We start from the raw sequence: 21,581 nt of genomic DNA on the forward strand, positions 1-21,581 counted from the left end.
CCCGACCCTCAGAACCGGAATCTGATGCTCTATCCACTGAGCTACGTGCCCTCGCTTTTTTGAATTATAGCACGTCTGTCGGCAAAATGGAGTGAGTGAGAAAAATTGGCGATCGCATCCCTGAACTACATATTTTAGAGCTGGACTTCCCGCAAATTGTATTCAAAAATACTTTTTTTAGCTTTCGGCTGTCCTCGTCCCCCGAATTTCGGGGGACTTATAGAGGGTATCCTAGCAAAATTCAAGCTGTGCGATCGCGGAATTTCTCGCATCCTCTATCCTGTCAATCAAAGCTTTGAGAGAAGCTTTTTCTGGGAATGCAAATCTGCGATCGCTTAAATGATCGAAAGCTTCCCATTCGCCGCTAACTTCCATATCTTGCCACAAAAACCAGTCTCGATAGATTTCGCCAGTATCAATATCATCGCACAAAGCCAGCCAATCATCTCCTGTCAAAGCATCTGCATTTAACGCCACTAACTCCAACCAAGCTAATGCAATGCAGCTATCTAAATCGGAATTATCCTTAACTGATTCAGATTGATTAGGGGTAGCTAGAGGTGAACAAAGAATAGTTTCCATGATTGTTACCTGGGTTGTTAAATAACTGTTCGATCTGTTAATTCTTGGGAAGATTTAGGTGAATAGTGAAATCAAAAATGGTAAGTCCGATCGCTATTCACCGAAAGCAATTAACTACTACTTAGAAACACAATTGAGCATTCGTAAAGTAGCTGCGGCTGCATAATTACGCTTCGCTCCGGCATCTGGGAAAAACTGATTACCACTTTCATTCAAAGGAGAAGCTACAGAGCAATAACCCGACATTTGATTAATTGTGGAAGCGGCCCAGTGATTAGGGGTATCTGAGAAAGTTTTAATTGGTTGTGTGGGGGATAAATTGGGAGATTGACCTTGCAAAGTCAAACCGAATTCTGCTGCTTTTCTTAGGACTGCCATCATTTCAGCACGAGTGACAAGTTGCTGCGGTTTAAACGTCCCATCTTCATAGCCGCTGACAATCTTATTATCCTGTGCAAATTTGATTTTAGCAGCACTCCAGCGGGAAGCTTCAACATCAGCATAAGGACGAGATGAAACTTGAGTGGGAATATTTAAATTAGCACCCTTGACTCGTTTCAAAGATTCCAAGACTAACGACACCAGTTGCTCCCTAGTTAAAGCTTCTTGAGGGCGGAAGGTATTATCGCTGAATCCAGCAACGAATCCCAGGTCTACAGCCTGTTGAATTTCTTTAGAATAGATATCGCTACTGATATCTTTAAAAGCAGTAGTAATAGGCGGTGTATCAGTCCCATTATTTACAGTTCCCGGAGCAGTTTGATTGCTGGCTAAATAAAAGTGTCCAAGAGTTTTACCGTCATAAGCTCGTTTAGCAAAACGCCATTCTGGATCGAGAAAAACCTTCATAAAACCGCTAGTTACACCCCGCGTTCTACCAATCACAACAGGCTGATAATTGGGATCGTTAGGACTGCCGACAAGCAGAACATCGCTGCCATTATTCTGTAAACTTAAACTATATTTTAATGCCAAATCAGTACCAGCCATGCGGATAGAATAACCATTGCTATCTGTGGCGCGGCCGCAAAGACCAGTGAAGTCAAAATTTAACAGCAACGGATCGATGGTAACGGGGTTAGAACCGCTTTCGCTCCAGCAAGAACGCGCCTTAGATATTTGTTCTAAAACTAACAGTTGGTGGCCGCCTAAACCGCGTGGAACTGCAACGGCAACAACGCTGTTTTGGTCAATTTCTGTTTGGTCAAATTTATAAGCTGCGGCAGCTTGATTTAAAGTATTGATTGTGAAGATAGCGGCGGTACCGAAAGCGGCCATTGCCAGTCTGCGTAAAATATTCATTTTGTATTCCCTGTTTGCTTGATGTCACTACTTTAAAAAATTGGAGAGGGGTTCCGCGCAGGAGATTAGGGAGTTAAAAAATATTTTTAGGTAAAATCATTGAAAACCTTACAACTACTGACTGGAGAGGGTTTGAGTCGGTTACTGTCAAAAATGTGGCTAAAAATTAACTTCCTTAAATTAGGGCGAGTTTCCTATCTCCCTTAAAATCGTCTAAAATACCAAGTTAAGGCGTTAAACTCGGTTTTCGGTAAAAGAGAAGTGCTCAAGTCAAAACGCGATCGCGGTCGAATTCTTACCGCCTCTGGGTTGAAAAAAATTAATGAGGCGATTCAGGAGTGGTCTGACCAGAACAACCTCAAAGGCACGCTAGCGGAGGTAGAGGCGGAGTCGGGTGTCGGCGCTGATACTGTTAGCAAAATTCGGCAGGGCCGAGATGGAGCCGACCTCAGCAAAATTCGCCAGTTATTCGCGACTTTTGGGCTCACCCTGGAACCAAGCGATCACAATTCTGCTAAACCTGAGAGCAACCAGACAACTACGGAATTTACAGTTAGTAATGATATTCCTTTACCTACGGCAGAACCAGAATTGCCGGGGGGACAAGTCGATGTAAATTCTAGATTTTATGTGGAACGACCACCAATTGAAGAACGCTGCTATGAGACAATTTTGCAATCAAGTGCATTAATTCGGATTAAAGCTCCGAGACAAATGGGTAAAACTTCTTTACTTTCTCGGATTTTAGATAGCGCTTCACGTCAAGGTTATTGCACAGTTCCCCTGAGTTTTCAGCTAGTAGATAAAGGCGTGTTTGCAAATTTAGATAAATTTTTAAAGTGGTTTTGCGCTTATATCGGGCGAGAATTGAACTTGCCGAATCAATTAGATGATTATTGGGATGATATTTTTGGCAGTAAGGTTAATTGCAAAGATTACTTTGAAAAGTATATATTACCGCAAATTGATAGTCCGGTAGTTTTAGGTTTAGATGAAATAGACAGGATTTTTCAATATACGGATATTGCTGAAGATTTCTTGGGATTACTACGAGCTTGGCATGAAGAATCAAAACGCCGAGAGATTTGGAAAAAACTAAGATTAATTGTGGTTCACTCCACAGAAGTTTACATTCCTATGAATATCAATCAATCCCCTTTCAATGTGGGGTTGCCAATAGAATTACCAGAGTTTAACGCTCAACAAATCGCAGATTTAGCGCAGCGGCATGATTTGAAGTGGTCAGAGCAAGAAGTGTTAGAATTGATGGCAATAGTGGGGGGAAATCCTTATCTAGTGCGAGTAGCATTATATCACATTTCACGCCAGGACTTGACCCTTGAACAGCTCAAGGAAACTGCTTTTGGAGAAGGTGGAGTTTATAGCGATCATCTACGCAGGCAGTTGTGGAATTTGGAACAGTATCCAGAATTGACGGCGGGAATGAGAGAAGTAGTTATGGCGAGTTCTTCGGTACAGTTAAAAACGATGCAGGCATTTAAATTAGAAAGTTTAGGGTTGGTAAAATTACAAGGTAATGAGTGCAGTCCGAGATGTGAATTGTACCGCCGATATTTCAGCTTGCACTTGAGTCAAAATTTGCGAGATAATGGGACTATAGATTAATAGCATCTGGTAAAAACTCAGCATCTAGAATTTGGTTAATACTATAGGGGCACTCTGCTGGAAAAGTATCTATAGGAAATTCAGTTTCATTGGTGGCTGCCTTTTTACCCCGGCGGTAGCACTCGCCTAAAACTTCTTCTAGAGCGGGGTTAAGACTAGGACTATCTAGCAGTAAATCTTCAATCCGGTTGCGTTGTTTATCAATCGTATTTCGCCAAGAGCTACTTCGCAAACTAGACTGAAATTGCCACTTGAGTAAATGCTGTAACAACACTTCTAATCGACTTTTTAACTCCCGCCGCTCAGATTTTCCCAAGCTTTCAATTTCCTCAATAACAGCTTCCCATTCTACCTGTTGAAATTGCCCAGTACGAAGCAAATGCACGGTTTTTTCTGTCCATGCCACAAAGTCCGCGTTATACAACTGAGCTATGTTTTTCGGCATCGGGGTCATAAGCTCCTTAAATCCCATGTAATGGGATAGACTTAACTTAGTTTACCTTTATTTTAATGAATTTAGTAACAAAACCATCCTACTATCAAGTCGGCGGGAGTCTAACAGGTGACGCTTGCAATTATGTGAAGCGCCAAGCAGATGACGACCTCTACAGCGCATTAAAAGCTGGGGAATTTTGTTATGTTTTGAATTCCCGCCAGATGGGTAAATCAAGTTTACAGGTACGAACAATACAAAGACTAAAAGCTGAGGGAATCGCCTGTGCAGCTATTGATATGTCAGAAATTGGCAACCGGGGCGTGACTCCTGAACAATGGTATGCTGGTCTAATTCGCACCATAGAAAATAATTTTAATCTCTCAGATGTGGTCAATGTCCGAACTTGGTGGCGAGAGCGCGATTTTTTAGCACCTGTGCAGCGTTTGAGCGAGTTTATAGAAACTGTAATGCTGGCTAATATTAGCAGTAATATTGTAATTTTTATCGATGAAATTGATAGCATTCTTGCCCTTGATTTTCCGGCAGATGATTTTTTTGCTCTCATTCGCTCTGGCTACAATAAACGTCCTAATAATTCAGAGTACAATCGTCTCACTTGGGTACTGTTGGGGGTGGCATCTCCCAATGATTTGTCTACAGATAAAGGTTCCAGCAGTACACCTTTTAATATTGGCAAGGCAATTGAATTAGCAGGTTTTGATGAAGAAGAAGCACAACCTTTAACTGCGGGGTTGGCTGCGGTGGCGGAAAATCCCCAGGCTATTCTTAGAGAGGTTTTATACTGGACTGGAGGGCAACCTTTTTTGACCCAAAAGGTTTGTAAACTTATAGGGGAAAGTACAGATTTAATCGAAAGTTCGTTGCAACTTACTCCTAAGTTATTCGTTGAAAAAGTGGTAAGTCAGAGGGCGATCGAAAATTGGGAATCTCACGATGTGCCAGAACACCTTTCGACAATTAGGGATCGCATCCTTAGAGAAGACCAACATATTGTTAGACGGTTAGGGTTATATCAGCAAATTTTACAACAGGGCGAAATTGCCGCTGATGGTAGCCCAGAACAGATGGAGCTGCGGCTATCAGGATTAGTCGTTAAACGTGGAGATAAATTAAAAGTATCCAACCTAATTTACCAGCATATTTTTGATATAAAGTTTGTGGATTATGAATTAGAAAAGCTACCACCTTACTCTCAGGCAATGAAAGCATGGCTAAATTCTAATTGTCAAGATTCTTCTCAGTTATTACAGGGTGAGGATTTGCAGTTAGCATTAGTCTGGGCTGCTGGTAAAAGTTTAAGAAATCATGATTTTCAATTTTTGACAGCTAGCCAACAAGTAGTTTTAGACGAGCGAAAACAAACTCTAGAATCTGCTAAAATTGAGACTGAAAAAGCCAGAATTAATGCTGTAAAAGCTAAGACGGAAGCAGCAACTTCAAAGCAAAAAGCTAAACAATGGATTGGGATAGGTTCTGGTATATTGGCGGCATCTTTGGTAGGTGCAATCAGTTTTTCAACTTTAGCTTATCAGCGGTTTCAACTCGCACAGACAAGTATTGAAATAGAACAAAATGGGACGGATGCTTTACTTTTGGCGATCTCTCAAAATTCAGAAAATAGCCAAGCTTTATTAGAGGCTTTACCGAGAGCGATCGCAGCGGGTCAGAAGTTGAGAGCATTGGTGAAGAATGAGCCAGTTTTGCAGCGGTATCCAGCCACAAGACCTCTATTAGCTTTACAGGTAATTCTCGATAAACTCGACGCACAAAAGCATTTCCAAGGGTCTTTTATTCAAGGAAGAGAGATGGCTTGGCAAGGTCACATTGGTGCTGTCACCAGTGTTAGTTTCAGCCAAGATGGACAGTTTCTGGCGACGGTTGGAGTAGATAATTCTGTAAGGCTGTGGAATCTATCAGGGAAGAAGACTTATGAATGGAAAGCTTTACAAGAGTCAATTAATAGCCTGATTTTTAGCCCTGACGGAAAATATCTAGCCACAGGTGGAAGAGATGGGACTGTCAAATTATGGAATTTATCAGGTCAAAAAATTTATGAATGGAAAGCGGTTAAAGGAGCAATTACCAGTATTAGTTTTAGCCCTGATGGGAAGCTTTTAGCTGCTGCTGGTATAGAGGATGCTGCAAGGTTGTGGAATCTTTCTAAACTGCCAAACTCGATCGCCTCTGGTGTTACACTCCCAGGGAATAATGGTTTAGTTAGAAGCGTAACCTTTAGCCCCAACGGAAAATTTTTAGCGACTTTAGATGGCAATTCTACAGTCCGGCTTTGGAATATCTCAGGAAAGTTAGAAGAAACTTTGCCCACCCAAGCTATTAGTATTAGCTTTAGCTCTTCCCAGCAGCAAAGACTCTTTGCTACAGTGACTTTAAACGGTAAATTGGGGCTTTGGGATATGTCAAAAAAGGATTTATTTAAGGAGATAGAGACTTTGCATTTAGATACTAAGTTAGTTAGCTTTAGCCCCGATGGAGAGCGTTTTGCGACTGTAGGAATTGATAAGACGGTGCGGCTGTGGAATTTAGCGGGGCGACAAGTTGCTCAATTTGATTTTAACGAGAATGTGGTTAATGTAAGCTGGAGTCCTGATGGTAAAAAACTTGCTGTAGCAGGCAGTAATGGTACTATTTGGCTGAGGCGGATTGAAACTTTAGAGGAATTGCTGGCGCAAAGCTGCAATTTTTTAAGCGCTCAACCTAATTACGCAACTAGAGTTTTAAGTATGTGCAAATTTTAGTCAGATCGCCCTGACTATCTAAGACCGCTAAAAAGATGTATAATTATTTCTACGCTTGCTGTTTTGCCGTAGCGATCTGAATATACTCCTGGCTTACGATAAATTCAAAACTCGCCACTCAAAATCCCCTAAGATTTTAGAGGTGGTAGTTGAATTAAAGGGTTTTTAGAAGCTGGAAGTTCGCTGGAGGCGGAGTAATTAGGATCGTTTGGATCGGAGACGAGATCGACTTCTACATGACGGGCATTTTGCCCTTTGGCGAGTAAGTCAACAGCATCTCCCAAGGCAGAGGTTAAACTTTTACGAGTTTCGGCGTGGTGTAATTGTTCTGCTTTGAGGGCGGATGCTAAGTTATTGATTTCTTCGCGGGCGCGATCGCGTTCCAAAAGTACCTCTATAAGTTTCGCTTTTACTTCTTCCAGGGTTTGCAGTTGTTCAACCTGTTGGTTGAGTGCAGTTACAGCCTTATTTTCATCGGCTATGCTGGAGGAGAAACTTTGAAGTTTCTGAATTTGTGCTTGCAAAGCTGCGATCGTTTGCTGATTTAGCTTAGCTTCGGCTCGTCGCTGCTGTGCTTCTGTGTTATAAAGTTGTCGCCATTGGCCCGCACTCTCTAAGGCTGCTTCGCGATCGCGCACAACTTCTGTTAACTGCTGTTGCAGAGCCTTAATTTCATTTAACCACTGCCTGATATCCTGAGTCATATCCAGTTTTAATTACTAATTGCTAATTACTAATTGCTAATTGCTAATCGATGGTTGGGCGATGTCCAACTTACTGTTCTTTCCACCTTTTTTTAAGCATAGCTAGGGAGGATTTCAGAGGTTACTTCATAATCCTTAGAACCCCCCAAGTCCTATTAAAAAAGGGGAAAAGAAAATTGCACATCCTGCCAGTTGCTAGTTATCCTGCCATCAGGCATCAGCCATAATGAACATTTTTTCTACTTTGCGCCACCTTATTTTAGCTATGTTTCAGGTGCTTTGGAGACTCCTGAGACGCATAATTAGGCGATCGCGTCATTTTTTCAATTTCTTTAGCCACCTAAACTGGACAACCCTCAAGGAAGTTGGCGATCGTGCTGGAAAGCAGCGCTTGCTGGGATTGTCCGCTGAAATGGCCTACAATGCCATGTTAGCTCTATTCCCTGCGCTTTTAGCTGCGATCGCAGCAATTGCTTTATTTGAATCCTTACAGTCCACACTTTATCAAATGGCGCGGCTGTTAGGGGAGATAGTCCCGAATGAAGTTCGCACTTTAATTCGTAGTTTAATCCAAGAAATCCTCCAAACTCGCAACCAAGAGATATTTTCTGTCAGTTTTATTGGGACACTTTGGGCATTTTCTGGAGTTTTAAGTGCAGCGATGGCTGCTCTCGATCAAATCCATCAAATTCCTGCCGATCGAACTAGACCTTTTTGGAAAGCGAAACTTGTTTCTATAGGGTTAAGTATCGGGACAATTATGCTATTAATTTTAGCTTGCGGAGTTGTATTTATCAGCGATCTAATTGTACAAATTGTAGCTCGTCAAAGTTGCTTTCTAGAAGCCGTATCAAATTGCCCGTTCCAAGATATCTCTAATTGTCAATTACTACCCCTCCAATCTTGTCCGCTAGAGTCAAAGTTGTTAGCTGTTTGGAAGTTGTGGCGCTGGCCAATTACTTTAGGAATTGTATCATTTGCCTTCGCCTTTATCTATCGCTATGGGCCCAGTCATCACCGCCGAGGAACGCCGATTTTGCCCGGAGCAATTCTCGCCGCTATTTGTTGGGCAGGAATCTCTGGTTTATTGCGGTTTTATGTTTCTCATTTTGGGAATTATAACTGGACTTATGGCACGATTGGAACTTTTATTATTTTGCTATTATGGCTTAATTTCAGCTCTTTGGTAATGCTTTTAGGTGCTCAGTTAAATGTGACTGTCGGCAAGGCGATGAAAAGGAAGAGGTAATTGCTAATTAATCAGAAAAGTTTTTTCTTCCTTCTTTTCACCATGCCATATCACCTTCTCTGGAGAGTGCTTAGAATTCCCGTTCCAATAGAAAGTAAAAGCAGCAGCCATAAAATACCGCCAGGAATGAATGTTAGTATGCCAAAACCTCTAAGTAACCAAATGATAAGGGTAATACCTAGTATAATACCGAAAATACGGGTAAATAATGGAACCCGAAGCTTACGAGAATTAGTCATGTTCAATATCAAAAATTTGTCTGCATTGACGATGCTTTGTTGTTGCTGAGTGGCTATCAGTTTTATGGGTTATTATGTGCCTAAGCCATCGGATTAAATATAAATGTCTTCCTTCCAGAAAAAATTGTAATCCTAATCTGTTTGGTGAAAACCCAGGACAACTTCCTTGTCAGACCCTTCGGCAAAGATGTTGGCGATCGCCTCACACTCACTCTTACTCTGATAATACACATTAAGATATTTTTGTCAATCAATCTCACCCAAATAAGCAGATTTAGAGCTTATGTAAACTTTTGTGAAGATAGCGAGGGGTTACACCCCCTACCGTGCTAGATTAATACAGTAGATGCACCCTGATGGCTTTCCCGCTCCTTGGAGCGGGATTTTTGTTTGATCTGATAGCAACCTTCTTAGCAGTTAGGACATTGTGAATTCCTTAAATCCTTCGGACGTTCGGCGAAGCCTGAGACATTCGGTGACGCTTAGTCGAGCCATTGAGCCATCGACCCGCGAAATCCTTGATTCTAATACATTCTTCCCTAAGCATCGTAGCCTCCAAGGCCTACCCCCTAGAATTAGATAATATAGTGTCCGGATTGGTTAGGGGATTGTCCGTATCAGGTATTGGACACAGAGACGGACACTACTCATGAAAACCTACACAGCCATTATTTTCTTCGCCCTGTTCGGCATCAGCTTCGCCGCTAATGCTCAAGCGATCGAATACCAGTCAATTGAAGAATTTCAATCCAGCGCTGCCCTACATATGCTTTCAGCGCAAACCCAACAAAAGGGCGAGCGTGCTCCTGAAAGAGGCAGCGGTCGCAGAGATTTTATCGCTCCTAACGTTTACAGCTATCCTGCTGATGAGTTTTAATGGAACTGCAACTGCCTTGCTCGATAACTCAAGATTTCCACTGTTCTGCGGTTGGTCTGGGTTGGGTCATCACCCCTAGAGCTCTATCTGATGTTCTGAGCTTTTACCATCTCAGGCTCAACGGCGATTCTACTTGCTGTTACCAAATTTAGGAGTGTGTTTTGTGCCTGAGTAAGTCTACCATAAAAAATCCGAACCGCCAACCGCCTAGAGATATAAGCGTCTGGCGGTTTTGTATATTTAAAAACTATTATTGCTGAAGGGGTAGGATAATTGGTGTACTCTGGGCTAAATGACCCAGTAGCTCAAAATTTTTACCAATCTCTCCTAGAGCAGGATGATTCTTTGATGGCTGGATTATAATAAATCTGTGATACTTAACATAATATGTGGGTAAACCCTGAGTGCATAGGGTGCAACAATCTACTTGAATTCGCCAATAACTCGCACTTCTCGGTGCGATCGCCTCCACGCCAACGCCCCAATAGTCTCAGGGAAAGTAACTGGCGTGAGTAATAGGGTTGCCAAAAGGCGCAAGCAAAAATTGGCATCGCCTAATACGGCGTATTCGCAACAATTAACGGAGGATGATACCATGCCTCCAAGTTTGGCTATTTCGGGGATTGTGATGAGTAATGATTCTTTGGATCTGATCAAGAGCCTCAGCCCTAGCGCAATGGATCAGATCATGCTTTATTTGGCATTCAGTGCCATGAGGACAAGTGGGCATAGGCACGGGGCTTTTCTTGATGCCGCAGCGACTGCGGCTAAGTGTGCCATTTATACAACTTATATCGAACAGGATCAAAACCTGCGAATGACCGGGCACTTGCATCACATTGAACCCAAACGGGTGAAGGTGATTGTTGAAGAAGTCCGTGAAGCCCTGACTAAGGGCAAGTTGTTGAAAATGCTTGGTTCCCAAGAGCCTCGCTATTTAATTCAATTTCCTTATGTTTGGTTAGAACAATATCCTTGGCAACCAGGGCGGGCCCGGATTCCGGGCAACAATTTGACTGCTGAGGAAAAGCGATATCTCGAAGGTAAACTTCCGCCGAATTTGCCTGACGCTCAATTGATCAATTCTTTTCAGTTTATGGAGTTGATCGAGTTTCTGCATAGGCGATCGCAAGAAGAGTTATCTGTCGATAGGCGAATGCCTTTAAGTGAAGCTCTCGCAGAACATATTAAGCGTCGCCTAATCTATTCGGGAACTGTAACTAGAATTGATTCTCCTTGGGGAATGCCTTTTTATGCTCTAACTCGCTCTTCTTATTCTCCGGCGGAGCAGGAAGAGCGTACTTTTATTATGGTAGAGGATACTGCACGGTACTTTAAGCTGATGCAGGATTGGGCGGAAAAACAACCCAAGGTAATGCGAGTTTTGGAGGAGTTGGATATTCCTCCTGAACGCCTTGACCAAGCTCTTGAAGAGTTAGATGAGGTGATTCGCCAGTGGGCGGATCGCTATCATAAAAGAGGTGAGCCGACTATGGTGTTACAAATGGTTTTTGGCCCGAAACAGGAATAGTTTCTTAATACTAAGTCAGGGGTAAAAAAGAGTCAGAAACAATTCTGACTCTTTTTTACGGGAAAACCTGGCTTATAAGTAGGTGGACATAAATAAATGTAAGGTGGTTAGGACATTCTAGTTTCCTCAAACCATTCATCGCGCCAGACAGATATGAACAGAATCATAATCCCTGCTTTTGAAGAAATACTGCCAGTATATTGTGCCATTGATTGCGATCGCGCTTCATCTTTACATCGACAAAGGAAGAAAAAGGAAGACAGTAATTTCTTTACTAGGAATACTTTCTATCTTTAATTCTCCACCGTGCAATTCAGCGATATGTTTAACAATACTCAATCCTAAACCAGAACCTTGCTGTTCATAAATTTTACGTTCAAATTGCATATAACCTCCTAGTTGAGAAATTTGCTGCGAGGTCATACCCCGACCCTTGTTAGTTGCTGATAGTATAAATATATTATTCTCCACCACAGTTGAGATCCTGACTGGCGTGCCTGGTTCCGAAAATTTAAAAGCATTGCCTGCCAGTTCTTCTACTGCTTTATTTAGCCATAATGCTGCCATTGGCACGGAGAAATCTTGAAGTTTTAGTTGTAAATCAGCTTCTCTTTGTGCCTGTTTAGCTTGTTGGTAAGCCTGTTCTGCAATCACAGCTTCAGCAGAACTAACCAGAGTGTCGCGGAGTGTCTTGATGCGCTGTGGATTAGCTGCTAATATTTCCAGCTCTGCATAAATTAAAAAATTTACTATTAACCGATCCAAGCGCTTTCCAGAATAGTGAATTCTTTGTATGATTTCCCGGATTTCTGATGGTTCGAGGTAGTCGTATTCGGATATAAGAACTTCAGTAAAACCCAGAATTCCATTTAGGGGAGTCCGTAGTTCGTGAGGCAGAGAACGAGTGATATTTCTACGTAAATCATCCATTCTTTTTTCAGAATGTTTGTTAATTATGGCTTGCTTTTGTAGCCTAGTTGCGATCGCAGCTAGCAATTCTGCTGGCGTACAAGGTTTGGGAATATAATCGTCTGCTCCTAACTCCATGCCTTTGCGGGTATCCGCTTTTTCAGCTCTTGCTGTTAGAAAGATGAAGGGAATCGTAGCTGTAAGTGGATGCGATCGCAAAGCAGCTAAAACGCTATAACCATCAAGTTCTGGCATCATCACATCGCACAAAATCAAATCTGGTTGTTGTTGAGCTGCCATCTCTACACCAATTTTTCCGTTGGCTGCACCTAGAGCTTCAAACTCCTCTGCATCCAGCAGTTCTAAAATGTTTTCTCTGATCAATTCTTCATCTTCTATTACTAAGATTTTAGGCATAATTTTTATTCTCCTATTTTTGCTTAAAAATTTTTATAAATCTTAAACTCTGAAGATCGACAATAGTTGGTTTGCTAGCATTCCTGCTAAAGTTACTATGATTTCATCATGGGTTAGGCTGGTTAGAATTATTAGAAATATTCAATCTATTCAGTAGCCGGATATTTTCGGGAGTTAAAAAATCTTGCCAGTTGGAGATTTGATTGAGTATTGCTAATTCGCGAGCGCACTCTTGCTGCAAAATTTTGAGGTAGCGATCGCGAGCTTGCTGAGAAGGGGCTAATTTCAACATTTCCACTGCCATATTGATATTAGACATCGGATCTCGCAAGTCTTCTGAGAGTCTTTTCAGTAGTTCTTCTCTAGTTTGACTTAGTTGCTGGAGTTCTTGGACTCTTTTTTGTAAAGATTTAGCGCGATCGCGTTCGCTAGTAGACTGTTGAATATAGGCATTATGTTTTTCTAATCTGGCTGCGATCGCGCTGAGTAGTTCTGTAGGCGTACAGGGCTTGGTAATATAATCATCTGCTCCCAGTTCCATTCCCAAACGCATATCTTCCCTTTCACTTTTAGCTGATAAAAAAATGAAAGGAGTAGTAGCAGTAACAATATTTTGGCGTACTTCTGTCAGAACTGAATAGCCGTCAATGTCTGGCATCATAATATCACAAATAATCAAATCTGGTTGATGTATTCCTGCTAATTGAATACCTTTGCTGCCATTTTCTGCACCAAAAGCCGTGAAATTGGCATTCTCCAAACACTCCAAAATGTTAAGCCTAATCAATTTTTCATCTTCCACAACTAAAATTTTTTTCACTGTGTTGCTAGCTCCTTGATAATTTATATCCGCTCATTTAGTACGGGTACTTTTGGCAAAGTATACCTGAAAGTCTGTGCCGCGACTTCGATCTAATTCTATATTACCGCCTAATTGTTCGGTTAAATTCACCACCAACTGCAATCCGAGGGATTCGGTTTCCTCCCAGTCAAAATTTTCAGGGAAGCCAACGCCGCTATCGCTGACTCTTAAAACAAAGTTAGTGTTATTTTCTAATTTAAAACTCACTAATATTTTTCCCTTCCTGCCCTGTGGGAAAGCATATTTGAAAGCATTTGAAACCAGTTCATTGATAATTAAACCACAAGGAATTGCGGTATCAATATCTAAACAAATACTTTCAATTTCTAGTTTTACTTCTATTAGTCTTGAGGAACAGCCATAAGAGCTAGACAAGTTAGATACCAATTTGCGGATGTATTCAGCAGTATTAATTCTAGCTAAGTCTGTAGTTCTGTACAAATTTTCATGAATCAAAGCCATCGATCGGATCCGGTTGTAGCTGTCTAGAAAGAGTACCATTGATTCTGGATCTTTGATATATTTAGACTGAAGTTTGAGCAAGCTAGAAATGATTTGCAGATTGTTTTTTACGCGGTGATGAATTTCTTTGAGCAATACTTCTTTTTCCTTAAGTGAAGCTTTGATTTGCTCCTCGCCTTGTTTGCGTTCGGTGATGTCAATCCCTACAAAGATAGCAGCTTGTTCCTGGTTATATTTCTGAGCAACTACTAAATAAGTGCGGCTCTGGGGTAATAACCGATCGTTGGCAAGTGCGAGGGTGATTTCTTGACTGGTTGATGTGTCAGAAGCAGTAAAAAAATCACTAATAAAATCTGTATAGTTAAAATTACTATTGATAAATCCGATTTCCTTGCCAACAAACGTATCGGGAGATAGATTAAACATCAGTGCTAATTGCCGATTCACCCCCAGAAACCGCAAATCTGCACCAATCCAAGACACAAATCCAGGCACGGCATCGATCACGGCTTGCAATTGTTCCTTAGCTGCTACAAGTGCTGATTCTGCTAGTTTTTTAGCAGTAATATCGATCATTGAACCAACTATTTCTAAGGGATTTCCCGCTGAATCTCGTACCAGTGTTAAATCATTTTGTAACCACACATAATTTCCAAATGCGTCCAAAAAGCGGTATTCAAGGATGTGCTTACTGCCGCCAAAATTGGACATCATTTCGTTGAAAATACGGGGTACGTCTTCTGGGTGAATGCCATTAATCCAGAAACTAGATTCTTCTATAAAATCGGTGGGTTTGTATCCTAGCAAAACGGCAATGTTGTCACTGATGAAAGTTGTGGCGTAATTGCCTTCTGCCTTGCAACTATAAATCACTGTCGGGCTAGCGGATAGCAAATATTGTAAGCGCTCTTTAAGCACAAGTAATTCTTTTTGGGCTTGCTCGCGCTCGGCAATTTCTTGCTGTAAAAGTTTGACAGTGCTCGCTAATTCCTGCGTTCGTTCCTGAACTCTAATTTCTAACTCTCCAGCTAAATGTTGTAGGGCGGTTTCTGCACGTTTGCGATCGCTTACATCTTGAACTAATGACTGGATAGATATCAGATTTTCGGCGCTGTCAAAGAGTACGGAATTGTACCAATCGCAATAGATCACGGCACCTTCTTTCGTGTAATTACGATTGTGGCTAGTATTTCGAGATTCGCTCCCAGTCAGTAGGCGGCTTACTACTCCATTCACGCTCTCGATCTCATCGACAAATACAATTGACCACTCGTTGGGGTGAAGCCCCAAAACTTCTTCCTCTCGCCAACCGAAGATTTTTTCTGCTTGCTTTGACCAGCGTTTTACTCGAAAATGTTTGTCCCATTCGATGACGGCTAAAGGGGAGTTTTCGACGTGAAAGGTTAACTGTTGGTAGGCTGTTTGCAACTTGGCTTCAGCTTGTTTGCGATCGCTAATGTCGGTAATAGTGCCAATATAACTGACTACTGTGCCGTTGTCTTCCCTCTCAGCTACGGCTTGACCAAATACCCATTTTACAGTACCGTCCGGGCGTAGAAACCGATATTCGGAGCTAAATATTTCCTCTGTTTGAATGGCTTGATGCCATTCAGCTAAAACGCGATCGCGATCGTCTGGATGCAGGTTCTTTGTCCAACCATATCCTACGCTTTCTCCTGGTTCGAGGCCAGCTATTTCGCAACTTCGCTCGTTGCTATATAAATTTTTTCCCTCAACATCCGTGCGGAAGAAGCCTACAGGCGAGACTTCTGTTAGCGTTGCATAGAGGCGTTCGCTTTGGTATAGCCCATCCTCCGCCCATTTGCGATCGGTGATGTCAATACAGGAGCCAATATAGCCGGCAAAACTGCCATCTGGGGAGAATCTAGGGGCTCCTTTATCCAACAGCCAGCGATATTTGCCGTCAGCGCGTCGGAAGCGGTATTCTATTTGGAAACTCTGCCTTTGGTGGAAAGCAGAAAAGTAAGTTTCCACAGCTTTCTGGCAATCTTCTGGGTGCAACCCTCGCATCCAACCGTGATTAATTTCTTGTTCAAGAGTGCGCCCCGTGAAGTTTAACCAAGTTTGATTGAAAAAATTGCGTTCCCCGGTGGGATCGGACATCCATAATAAGACAGGGAGACTGTTAGCAATGGAGCGAAATCTTTCTTCGCTTTCAGTAAGGGCAATTTCTAATTGTTGGCGTTTGGTGAGTTCAGTTTGCAACTCACCAAACAAGCAATTCTGCTGAATGGCGATCGCGATTTGTACTCCTAGTTCGTCTAGCAATTCTAATTCTGACTCTCGCCACAGACGCGGCGCAGAACATTGATTGGCAAATAGCAAACCCCACAGCAGCGGCGGAGACTTTTGAGTTTCCTGACTCGCGCGTGGGAAATGTCGAGCGATCGAGATGGGAACGCTGAGTTGAGCGCGAATCTGCAAGCGTTCTAATAATTCCCGATGACAATCTTTGAACCCAGCTTGAGAAATGTCCGCGATCGCTTGCTTGTGTCCCCAACGGTACTTTAAAGCCTGATTTTCCTGCCAACAGGTGTCGGGAATATAATTGCCCAGAGTTTGAGACCAACCGGGAGCGACGGATTCTGCAACGATCGTACCGTCAATTGTGGAGCCAAACTGGTAAACCACCACGCGATCGCACTGCAACAAATTGCGTACTTCCTTGACTACCCCGCTCAAAATTTCCTCTAGATTCAAGGACTGGCGAATCCCCCAGGCCATACTCCCTAAAAGCCGTTCTCGCTTCACCTGCTGTTGCCATACCGTCCGTTCTAGTACCTGCTGTTCCACTTCACTCTTCCTACTGTCAAGCAGTTGAGTAATTTCTGCTTCTAAGAACTTTACTCGCTGTTGCAAGGTTTCGATTGTCCTGTACATTTCTACCCTATCCATAACATACCCCATTTGTTAACTGTTAACCGTTAACTGTGATTGCTCGTTAGCAGTTGTTAATTGCTAACGAGCAATAATATGCAATTAATTTGTGCTTATATAATATCAGCTAGTGTCAGGACGAGTTGCCCATTATCTTTAATTTTAATTTTAAATTTATAATCTTCATAACCCGCCCCCTAGACTTGATTAAAAGTATATCTTAAGGTTATAGTAAGGTCAAGAACTCATCACCCTCCAGTTTTCTAGTTACAAATGTATAAACAGTAATCTCCTGTTTTCAACCCCAACTCTCACTCACCTCTATTTTCGTACAGGTAAAGTAACTGTTACAACTGTTCCTACTCCTACTTCGCTGCCTACTTCTATTTGACCTCCGTGTAACTCTACAGATCTTTTAACAATCGCTAAACCTAATCCTGTCCCTGATATTGTCCCCACATTTTTAGCACGGTAAAATGTCTCAAACATTCGCGGTCTATCTTCTAGGGGAATCCCAATTCCCTCGTCTTGAATGCGGAAGATAGCAACTTTTGCAGGAGGAGTTAATTCTAAATCAGGAGTTGTAAATTCAGCCTCCCCAAAAGTCAGATCAAAATGAATGCGGCTCCCTCGATCGGAATATTTGATAGCATTTGACAGTAAATTACAGAGAATCTGCCTTAGCAGCTTTTCATCCATTTCTACCTCAGTGTTCTCGGTACTACACTCAAATATAATCTCATGTTCATTCGCCACCAGTTGCAATTCTTCTATGATTTCAATACAGAATTTTTTTAAATCTATAGTAACGGGTTTAAATTCCTGTCTTACTGTTTCTGATTTGCCGATAATTAAGATATCTTCTAAAAGTACAGTCATTTGTTTAACTGCTGTTTGAATGCGTTGTAAATGAGTGATTTTTTTATCTTCTGACCATTTTTGACCATAATTTTCCAGCAAACCAGCCGAAAATAATATCGTTGCTAACGGCGTGCGAAATTCATGGGAAACCATCGAAACAAATCGGGATTTTAGTTCGTTTAGTTCCTTTTCTTTTTCTAAGGCTTTCCGAATTTCAGATTCCGCTTTCGCCCGATAAAGAGCAATCTCGACAGTTGTGTACAAATCTCTTTCCTCAAAAGGTTTGACAATATATCCAAAAAGATAAGTCTCTTTCGCTCTCTGCAAATTAGTTTCATCGGTGTGAGCGGTTAAAAATACTATAGGGATCTGAAATTTGCTGCTAATTTTTTCAGCCGTTTGCACGCCATCCATCTTACCTTTCAAAAGAATATCCATTAAAACTAAATCCGGTTGGAGTTCGCCAATTTTTTCTAGGGCCTTTTCTCCCGAAGAAAATATTCCACAGACTTCATACCCGAATTTATTTAAACTGCTCTTAAGGTCAAGAGCAATTATTCTTTCATCTTCAACAATTACAATTTTAACTAATGCCATATTGATTATTGGTAGTTGCAAAAATAATTTAGGAGTTAGAGTTTTAATTCTGAATCATAAATTCTAAATCCTGAGCTATTCAGGATAATATGTCAATTATGAATCCTAATTCCTGACTTATGCTATTGTCTAGCCTTAATGCTTCAACAGTTGGCGCTAATACTAGCATACTTTGTTCAATCTCGATCCAGCATAGACAAATTAGCCTCCCACCGACCTCTAAATCAGGACAGACAGGAGTCTTGCCAACCTCACAATATATTTTTTCTTTTTAAATAACTACTTACAGCCGCATTTACTAAAATTACAGTTATAGGGTAAAATTCTATTTTGTGTATCAACCTTTACCCAAAGTAAAACTAATGTCAGAATTTCTAGATTTTCTGCGGCATCAATTTGCCTACGTCGCCATCGGAGAATTTAAACCCGGTAAGTTTGAAGAAGCCAAGCAACTTTATCAAAAGGCTGTATCAACCTATGCTCATGGTTTTAAGGGGGCATACTTACTACAATTGCCGGAGACAGACAAAGGACTTGCCATAATTTTCTGGGAGAGCGTAGAAGATATGGCATCTAATCAAAGCGAAGCTTACCAGGAAATATTGAAGCAGATAAATCATTTATTTGCTAAAGTTCCTGATACTGATATTTATGAAATTGTCAGCGAAATTAAGCCAAAAGAAGAGTAAATAGTTGCTCTAGTATCAAAAAGCCAGCGGAGTTATCAGTAGAGATAACAACTAACCTAATCTTTGGAATTAAGTTGTGTGAAAATCGATTGTAGAGTCATGTACGACAACACTTGTAAATATCTCGCCGAAAAATCTCCAGCCTCATTTGTCCGCTGGCTACTAAATACAGAACCGGAAAATATCCGGGTACTTAAAACCGAAATTATACCCGAACCGATTGAGGCAGATGCTCTTGTTTTACTACAAACTGATAACCAAATTCTGCATCTGGAATTTCAAACAGTACCCTATTCAAATCCGCCAATTCCCTTGCGGATGCTTGAATATAAAGCTATATTAACAAGGAAATATCGCTTACCTATTGAACAGGTAGTTATTTTCCTCAAACGTACTAATTCAGAATTAGTATTGCAGAATCAATATCAAGATAATTATACGACACACCGCTATCGAATTATTCGGATGTGGGAACAAAATCCCGCTCCACTTTTAGTTACGCCAGAACTTTTACCCCTGGCTGCTTTAGCTCAAAGCGACAACCCTAATACTTTATTAGAGCAAGTTGCTCAACAAGTTGCTATCATTGAAGAAACAGAGCAACGGAATAACATCTCAGCTTGTGTTTTCGTTCTAGCTGGTCTACGGTTTGAGAAAAAATTGATTCGTCAATTATTCAGAGAGGATATTATGAGAGAATCAGTCACCTATCAAGATATTCTGCAACAAGGTGTACAACAAGGTATGCAACAAGGTATGCAGCGAGGAGAAGTAGCAATTCTCGAACGCCTGATTTCATATCGTTTTGGGGAGTTAGAACCACAACTAAGCGAACAGATTCAAAGATTAGCAATCCCTCAATTAGAAAACTTGGGAGAAGCGCTTCTTGGCTTCTCTAATCTAGCAGATTTAGCCGCTTGGTTGCAAGTACAACAGACACAATCATCCTCAATTAACTAATTGTTCAATTTTACAATCTACTAATTTTTTCATCCCGTTAACCTTCGAGGTCTAACGGGATTAGACAACATAATTACCATGAAATCACCCAATTTATTTGCCTCAACTCTAGCAATTTCAGCTATCGCCACCTTAATAATTTCCTCCTTACCTGTTAAAGCGAATCCCGGCAATCCCAATCGCCCTACTAATATCTCCCAACGAGGTTGGAGTTTGTGGCAACCTTGGAAAAACCTCAAAGATGCAGGATTAGAGTTTGGTCTATCTAATATGGATTTAGGGTTAGGAATGGAACTGCAAAATCAGTGCTTTGGAGAGGTTGATACTCCCCATACAGAGAAAAGACAATTAGAGACTTATTGGTATAGAGTCAGCCGCGATGTTAATACCATAGGTTCAGGAGAGATAGAATACGGATGTTGGATTAATGGCAGTTTTAAAGCTACTGTCACCGCCATAGCCATGAAAATCTCTCTGGCAGAAAACCCCTGTTACCGTGTCAATTCCTCAGCGCAAGATGGTTTAGCAATTCATTCAGATGCTACCACTAAGTCTCGTCTAGTAGGGCGAGTCAGGAATGGAGAAATAGTCAAACCTACAGACGTTCCAGTAATCATTAGAACAGTGGAAAATCTTAACTGGATTGAAATTGAATCCCCGCTGAAAGGGTGGATTTCTAATGGAAATCCAGATGGTCGCGGTAATCTTACATTCTGTAACCGTTAGCATTACTGAGCTCTTGCAGCCGCCGTACCATTCCCATACCCATCGGTGTTTTCCGCCCCACTCCGCTATAGAGAGCAAAATCTGCTAAAGCATTAATTTGTTTAATCTTTAGCGGTTCAACGTCGCCCATAATTCGATAACTAACTTCGCCGACACACCCAATAAATTTACTGCGAGAATCAGCTAACATTTCAGTATGAATGTCAAAAAAGCTGGGAAAAATAGGCTCGATAATAGTACGATCTAGTGGAATATTGCTATATTTATTCCAGCGATTTAGCAAGCTACCAAAAATAGTGTCTCTAGTTGGCATCGGTGTATCGTATTGACCTTGACGAAAATTAGTGGGAGTGCAGAAACTAAAAGCAATTTGCCGTTCTTCTGCTGAAGCATGCTCGTATAATTGTGTATAGGAAATCGCATTCACCCAAGGCTGGGCAGGTTGCGGTACTGCTAAGATGCTAGTAATGTGTAAATCTGCGGGGCCGAGATGCCAAGGGCGATCGAAATTTAGGTGCAACCAAAGTTGAGTCAGGCGGGCGAATAAACTGTCATCTAAAAGAGAAATACGCCACCAAATCGGTGTATTTCCCCGAATTACTTGTTTGTATTCCCACTGCAAAGTCCTAGAACCTAGAGGATCGATTCTCTTGTTTTCCCCTATTATCTTAATCTTTTGCGCTTCTTTTTTAGACACTTGTAAGGGGCTAAGGGTGAAAGCTTTTTCATTAGCTTGATCGTGCAAATAAGCACTTAAATCAGTATCTACTGCACTTACTAATTTTAAGAACAAAGCGTGCAGATGCCGCCCAGTCAAAAATTGGGGTGGGATTGGCGAAGATGGCAATAAGTTTAAAACCAAGCTATAGGGCATAAG

At 41.5% G+C, this 21,581-nt stretch carries 18 protein-coding genes; 8 read left to right on the forward strand and 10 right to left on the reverse strand.

The annotated features are described in order from the left end of the window. Positions 1-231 precede the first annotated feature (231 nt). Together PN499_RS19145 and PN499_RS19150 are read right to left on the reverse strand one after the other, a co-directional pair. Positions 232-582, reverse strand: coding sequence for a hypothetical protein (locus PN499_RS19145; protein WP_272033698.1), 351 nt, complete (start codon positions 580-582; stop codon positions 232-234). 117 nt (positions 583-699) lie between these two features. Then, positions 700-1,884: a DUF3747 domain-containing protein gene (locus tag PN499_RS19150; RefSeq protein WP_272033699.1), complete on the reverse strand. Its 1,185-nt coding sequence runs from the start codon at positions 1,882-1,884 to the stop codon at positions 700-702. Positions 1,885-2,145: 261 nt separating this feature from the next. On the opposite strand from PN499_RS19150, the gene PN499_RS19155 reads away from it, so the two are divergent. Next, positions 2,146-3,510, forward strand: coding sequence for an AAA-like domain-containing protein (locus PN499_RS19155; RefSeq protein WP_334311703.1), 1,365 nt, complete (start codon positions 2,146-2,148; stop codon positions 3,508-3,510). On the opposite strand, the gene PN499_RS19160 is transcribed toward PN499_RS19155, so the two are convergent. After that, on the reverse strand, positions 3,500-3,955 hold the full coding sequence (locus PN499_RS19160) for a DUF29 domain-containing protein (protein ID WP_272033700.1): 456 nt from the start codon (positions 3,953-3,955) through the stop codon (positions 3,500-3,502). The genes PN499_RS19155 and PN499_RS19160 overlap by 11 nt on opposite strands. A gap of 65 nt (positions 3,956-4,020) precedes the next feature. Here PN499_RS19160 and PN499_RS19165 point away from each other — a divergent pair, with 65 nt between their 5' ends. Next, complete coding sequence (locus tag PN499_RS19165; protein WP_272033701.1) at positions 4,021-6,723, forward strand: AAA-like domain-containing protein; 2,703 nt, start codon at positions 4,021-4,023, stop codon at positions 6,721-6,723. A gap of 128 nt (positions 6,724-6,851) precedes the next feature. Here PN499_RS19165 and PN499_RS19170 read toward each other — a convergent pair whose 3' ends face one another. Beyond that, positions 6,852-7,427 carry a hypothetical protein gene (locus tag PN499_RS19170; protein ID WP_272033702.1) on the reverse strand — a complete coding sequence of 192 codons (576 nt, stop codon included), beginning with the start codon at positions 7,425-7,427 and terminating at the stop codon, positions 6,852-6,854. A 226-nt stretch (positions 7,428-7,653) separates the two neighbouring features. Here PN499_RS19170 and PN499_RS19175 point away from each other — a divergent pair, with 226 nt between their 5' ends. Both PN499_RS19175 and patX read left to right on the forward strand, forming a co-directional pair. Continuing rightward, positions 7,654-8,676, forward strand: a complete 1,023-nt coding sequence (locus PN499_RS19175) for a YihY/virulence factor BrkB family protein (protein ID WP_272033703.1) — start codon at positions 7,654-7,656, stop codon at positions 8,674-8,676. Positions 8,677-9,564: 888 nt separating this feature from the next. Beyond that, on the forward strand, positions 9,565-9,792 hold the full coding sequence (gene patX, locus PN499_RS19180) for a heterocyst-inhibiting protein PatX (RefSeq protein ID WP_272033704.1): 228 nt from the start codon (positions 9,565-9,567) through the stop codon (positions 9,790-9,792). A gap of 423 nt (positions 9,793-10,215) precedes the next feature. Here the strand turns inward: patX and PN499_RS19185 are convergent, their stop codons facing one another. Continuing rightward, entirely contained in the window at positions 10,216-10,389 is a 174-nt protein-coding gene (locus PN499_RS19185) for a hypothetical protein (RefSeq protein ID WP_155523377.1), read from the reverse strand. A gap of 31 nt (positions 10,390-10,420) precedes the next feature. Between PN499_RS19185 and hetR the strand changes: the two genes are divergently transcribed. Continuing rightward, positions 10,421-11,323, forward strand: a complete 903-nt coding sequence (hetR, locus tag PN499_RS19190; protein ID WP_026103653.1) for a heterocyst differentiation master regulator HetR — start codon at positions 10,421-10,423, stop codon at positions 11,321-11,323. A 231-nt stretch (positions 11,324-11,554) separates the two neighbouring features. Here hetR and PN499_RS19195 read toward each other — a convergent pair whose 3' ends face one another. From PN499_RS19195 to PN499_RS19210, 4 genes are all read right to left on the reverse strand, one after another. Then, the gene (locus tag PN499_RS19195) at positions 11,555-12,649 is read right to left on the reverse strand and encodes a hybrid sensor histidine kinase/response regulator (RefSeq protein WP_272033705.1); all 1,095 of its coding nucleotides are present in this window, start codon (positions 12,647-12,649) and stop codon (positions 11,555-11,557) included. Between the two features lie 106 nt (positions 12,650-12,755). Then, positions 12,756-13,469, reverse strand: coding sequence for an ATP-binding response regulator (locus PN499_RS19200; protein WP_272033706.1), 714 nt, complete (start codon positions 13,467-13,469; stop codon positions 12,756-12,758). Positions 13,470-13,502: 33 nt separating this feature from the next. Further along, positions 13,503-16,874: a PAS domain S-box protein gene (locus PN499_RS19205; protein ID WP_272033707.1), complete on the reverse strand. Its 3,372-nt coding sequence runs from the start codon at positions 16,872-16,874 to the stop codon at positions 13,503-13,505. Positions 16,875-17,192: 318 nt separating this feature from the next. Beyond that, complete coding sequence (locus tag PN499_RS19210) at positions 17,193-18,329, reverse strand: hybrid sensor histidine kinase/response regulator (protein ID WP_272033708.1); 1,137 nt, start codon at positions 18,327-18,329, stop codon at positions 17,193-17,195. Positions 18,330-18,691: 362 nt separating this feature from the next. Here PN499_RS19210 and PN499_RS19215 point away from each other — a divergent pair, with 362 nt between their 5' ends. The 3 genes from PN499_RS19215 to PN499_RS19225 all read left to right on the forward strand — a co-directional run bounded on the left by PN499_RS19215 (position 18,692) and on the right by PN499_RS19225 (position 20,704). Next, the gene (locus tag PN499_RS19215) at positions 18,692-19,018 is read left to right on the forward strand and encodes an antibiotic biosynthesis monooxygenase (RefSeq protein ID WP_272033709.1); all 327 of its coding nucleotides are present in this window, start codon (positions 18,692-18,694) and stop codon (positions 19,016-19,018) included. Between the two features lie 99 nt (positions 19,019-19,117). Continuing rightward, positions 19,118-19,978, forward strand: coding sequence for a DUF4351 domain-containing protein (locus PN499_RS19220; protein WP_272033710.1), 861 nt, complete (start codon positions 19,118-19,120; stop codon positions 19,976-19,978). A 78-nt stretch (positions 19,979-20,056) separates the two neighbouring features. After that, positions 20,057-20,704 (forward strand): SH3 domain-containing protein, encoded by a 648-nt coding sequence (locus tag PN499_RS19225; RefSeq protein ID WP_272033711.1) that lies wholly within the window; start codon positions 20,057-20,059, stop codon positions 20,702-20,704. Here the strand turns inward: PN499_RS19225 and cas6 are convergent. Further along, positions 20,685-21,578, reverse strand: a complete 894-nt coding sequence (gene cas6, locus PN499_RS19230; RefSeq protein WP_272033712.1) for a CRISPR-associated endoribonuclease Cas6 — start codon at positions 21,576-21,578, stop codon at positions 20,685-20,687. The genes PN499_RS19225 and cas6 overlap by 20 nt on opposite strands. Positions 21,579-21,581: the final 3 nt, after the last annotated feature.

The sequence above is a fragment of the Kamptonema animale CS-326 genome (genome assembly GCF_028330895.1).
Taxonomy (GTDB): Bacteria; Cyanobacteriota; Cyanobacteriia; order Cyanobacteriales; family Microcoleaceae; genus Kamptonema; species Kamptonema formosum.

Excerpts from the sequence above, each read along its gene's own strand:
- PN499_RS19150 (WP_272033699.1), bottom strand. The coding sequence starts at position 1,884 with ATGAATATTTTACGCAGACTGGCAATGGCCGCTTTCGGTACCGCCGCT.
- PN499_RS19220 (WP_272033710.1), top strand. The coding sequence starts at position 19,118 with ATGTACGACAACACTTGTAAATATCTCGCCGAAAAATCTCCAGCCTCA.
- patX (WP_272033704.1), top strand. The coding sequence starts at position 9,565 with ATGAAAACCTACACAGCCATTATTTTCTTCGCCCTGTTCGGCATCAGC.
- hetR (WP_026103653.1), top strand. The coding sequence starts at position 10,421 with ATGAGTAATGATTCTTTGGATCTGATCAAGAGCCTCAGCCCTAGCGCA.
- PN499_RS19205 (WP_272033707.1), bottom strand. The coding sequence starts at position 16,874 with ATGTACAGGACAATCGAAACCTTGCAACAGCGAGTAAAGTTCTTAGAA.
- PN499_RS19210 (WP_272033708.1), bottom strand. The coding sequence starts at position 18,329 with ATGGCATTAGTTAAAATTGTAATTGTTGAAGATGAAAGAATAATTGCT.
- PN499_RS19225 (WP_272033711.1), top strand. The coding sequence starts at position 20,057 with ATGAAATCACCCAATTTATTTGCCTCAACTCTAGCAATTTCAGCTATC.
- cas6 (WP_272033712.1), bottom strand. The coding sequence starts at position 21,578 with ATGCCCTATAGCTTGGTTTTAAACTTATTGCCATCTTCGCCAATCCCA.
- PN499_RS19160 (WP_272033700.1), bottom strand. The coding sequence starts at position 3,955 with ATGCCGAAAAACATAGCTCAGTTGTATAACGCGGACTTTGTGGCATGG.
- PN499_RS19170 (WP_272033702.1), bottom strand. The coding sequence starts at position 7,427 with ATGACTCAGGATATCAGGCAGTGGTTAAATGAAATTAAGGCTCTGCAA.
- PN499_RS19175 (WP_272033703.1), top strand. The coding sequence starts at position 7,654 with ATGAACATTTTTTCTACTTTGCGCCACCTTATTTTAGCTATGTTTCAG.
- PN499_RS19215 (WP_272033709.1), top strand. The coding sequence starts at position 18,692 with ATGTCAGAATTTCTAGATTTTCTGCGGCATCAATTTGCCTACGTCGCC.
- PN499_RS19145 (WP_272033698.1), bottom strand. The coding sequence starts at position 582 with ATGGAAACTATTCTTTGTTCACCTCTAGCTACCCCTAATCAATCTGAA.
- PN499_RS19195 (WP_272033705.1), bottom strand. The coding sequence starts at position 12,649 with ATGCCTAAAATCTTAGTAATAGAAGATGAAGAATTGATCAGAGAAAAC.
- PN499_RS19165 (WP_272033701.1), top strand. The coding sequence starts at position 4,021 with ATGAATTTAGTAACAAAACCATCCTACTATCAAGTCGGCGGGAGTCTA.
- PN499_RS19185 (WP_155523377.1), bottom strand. The coding sequence starts at position 10,389 with ATGGTATCATCCTCCGTTAATTGTTGCGAATACGCCGTATTAGGCGAT.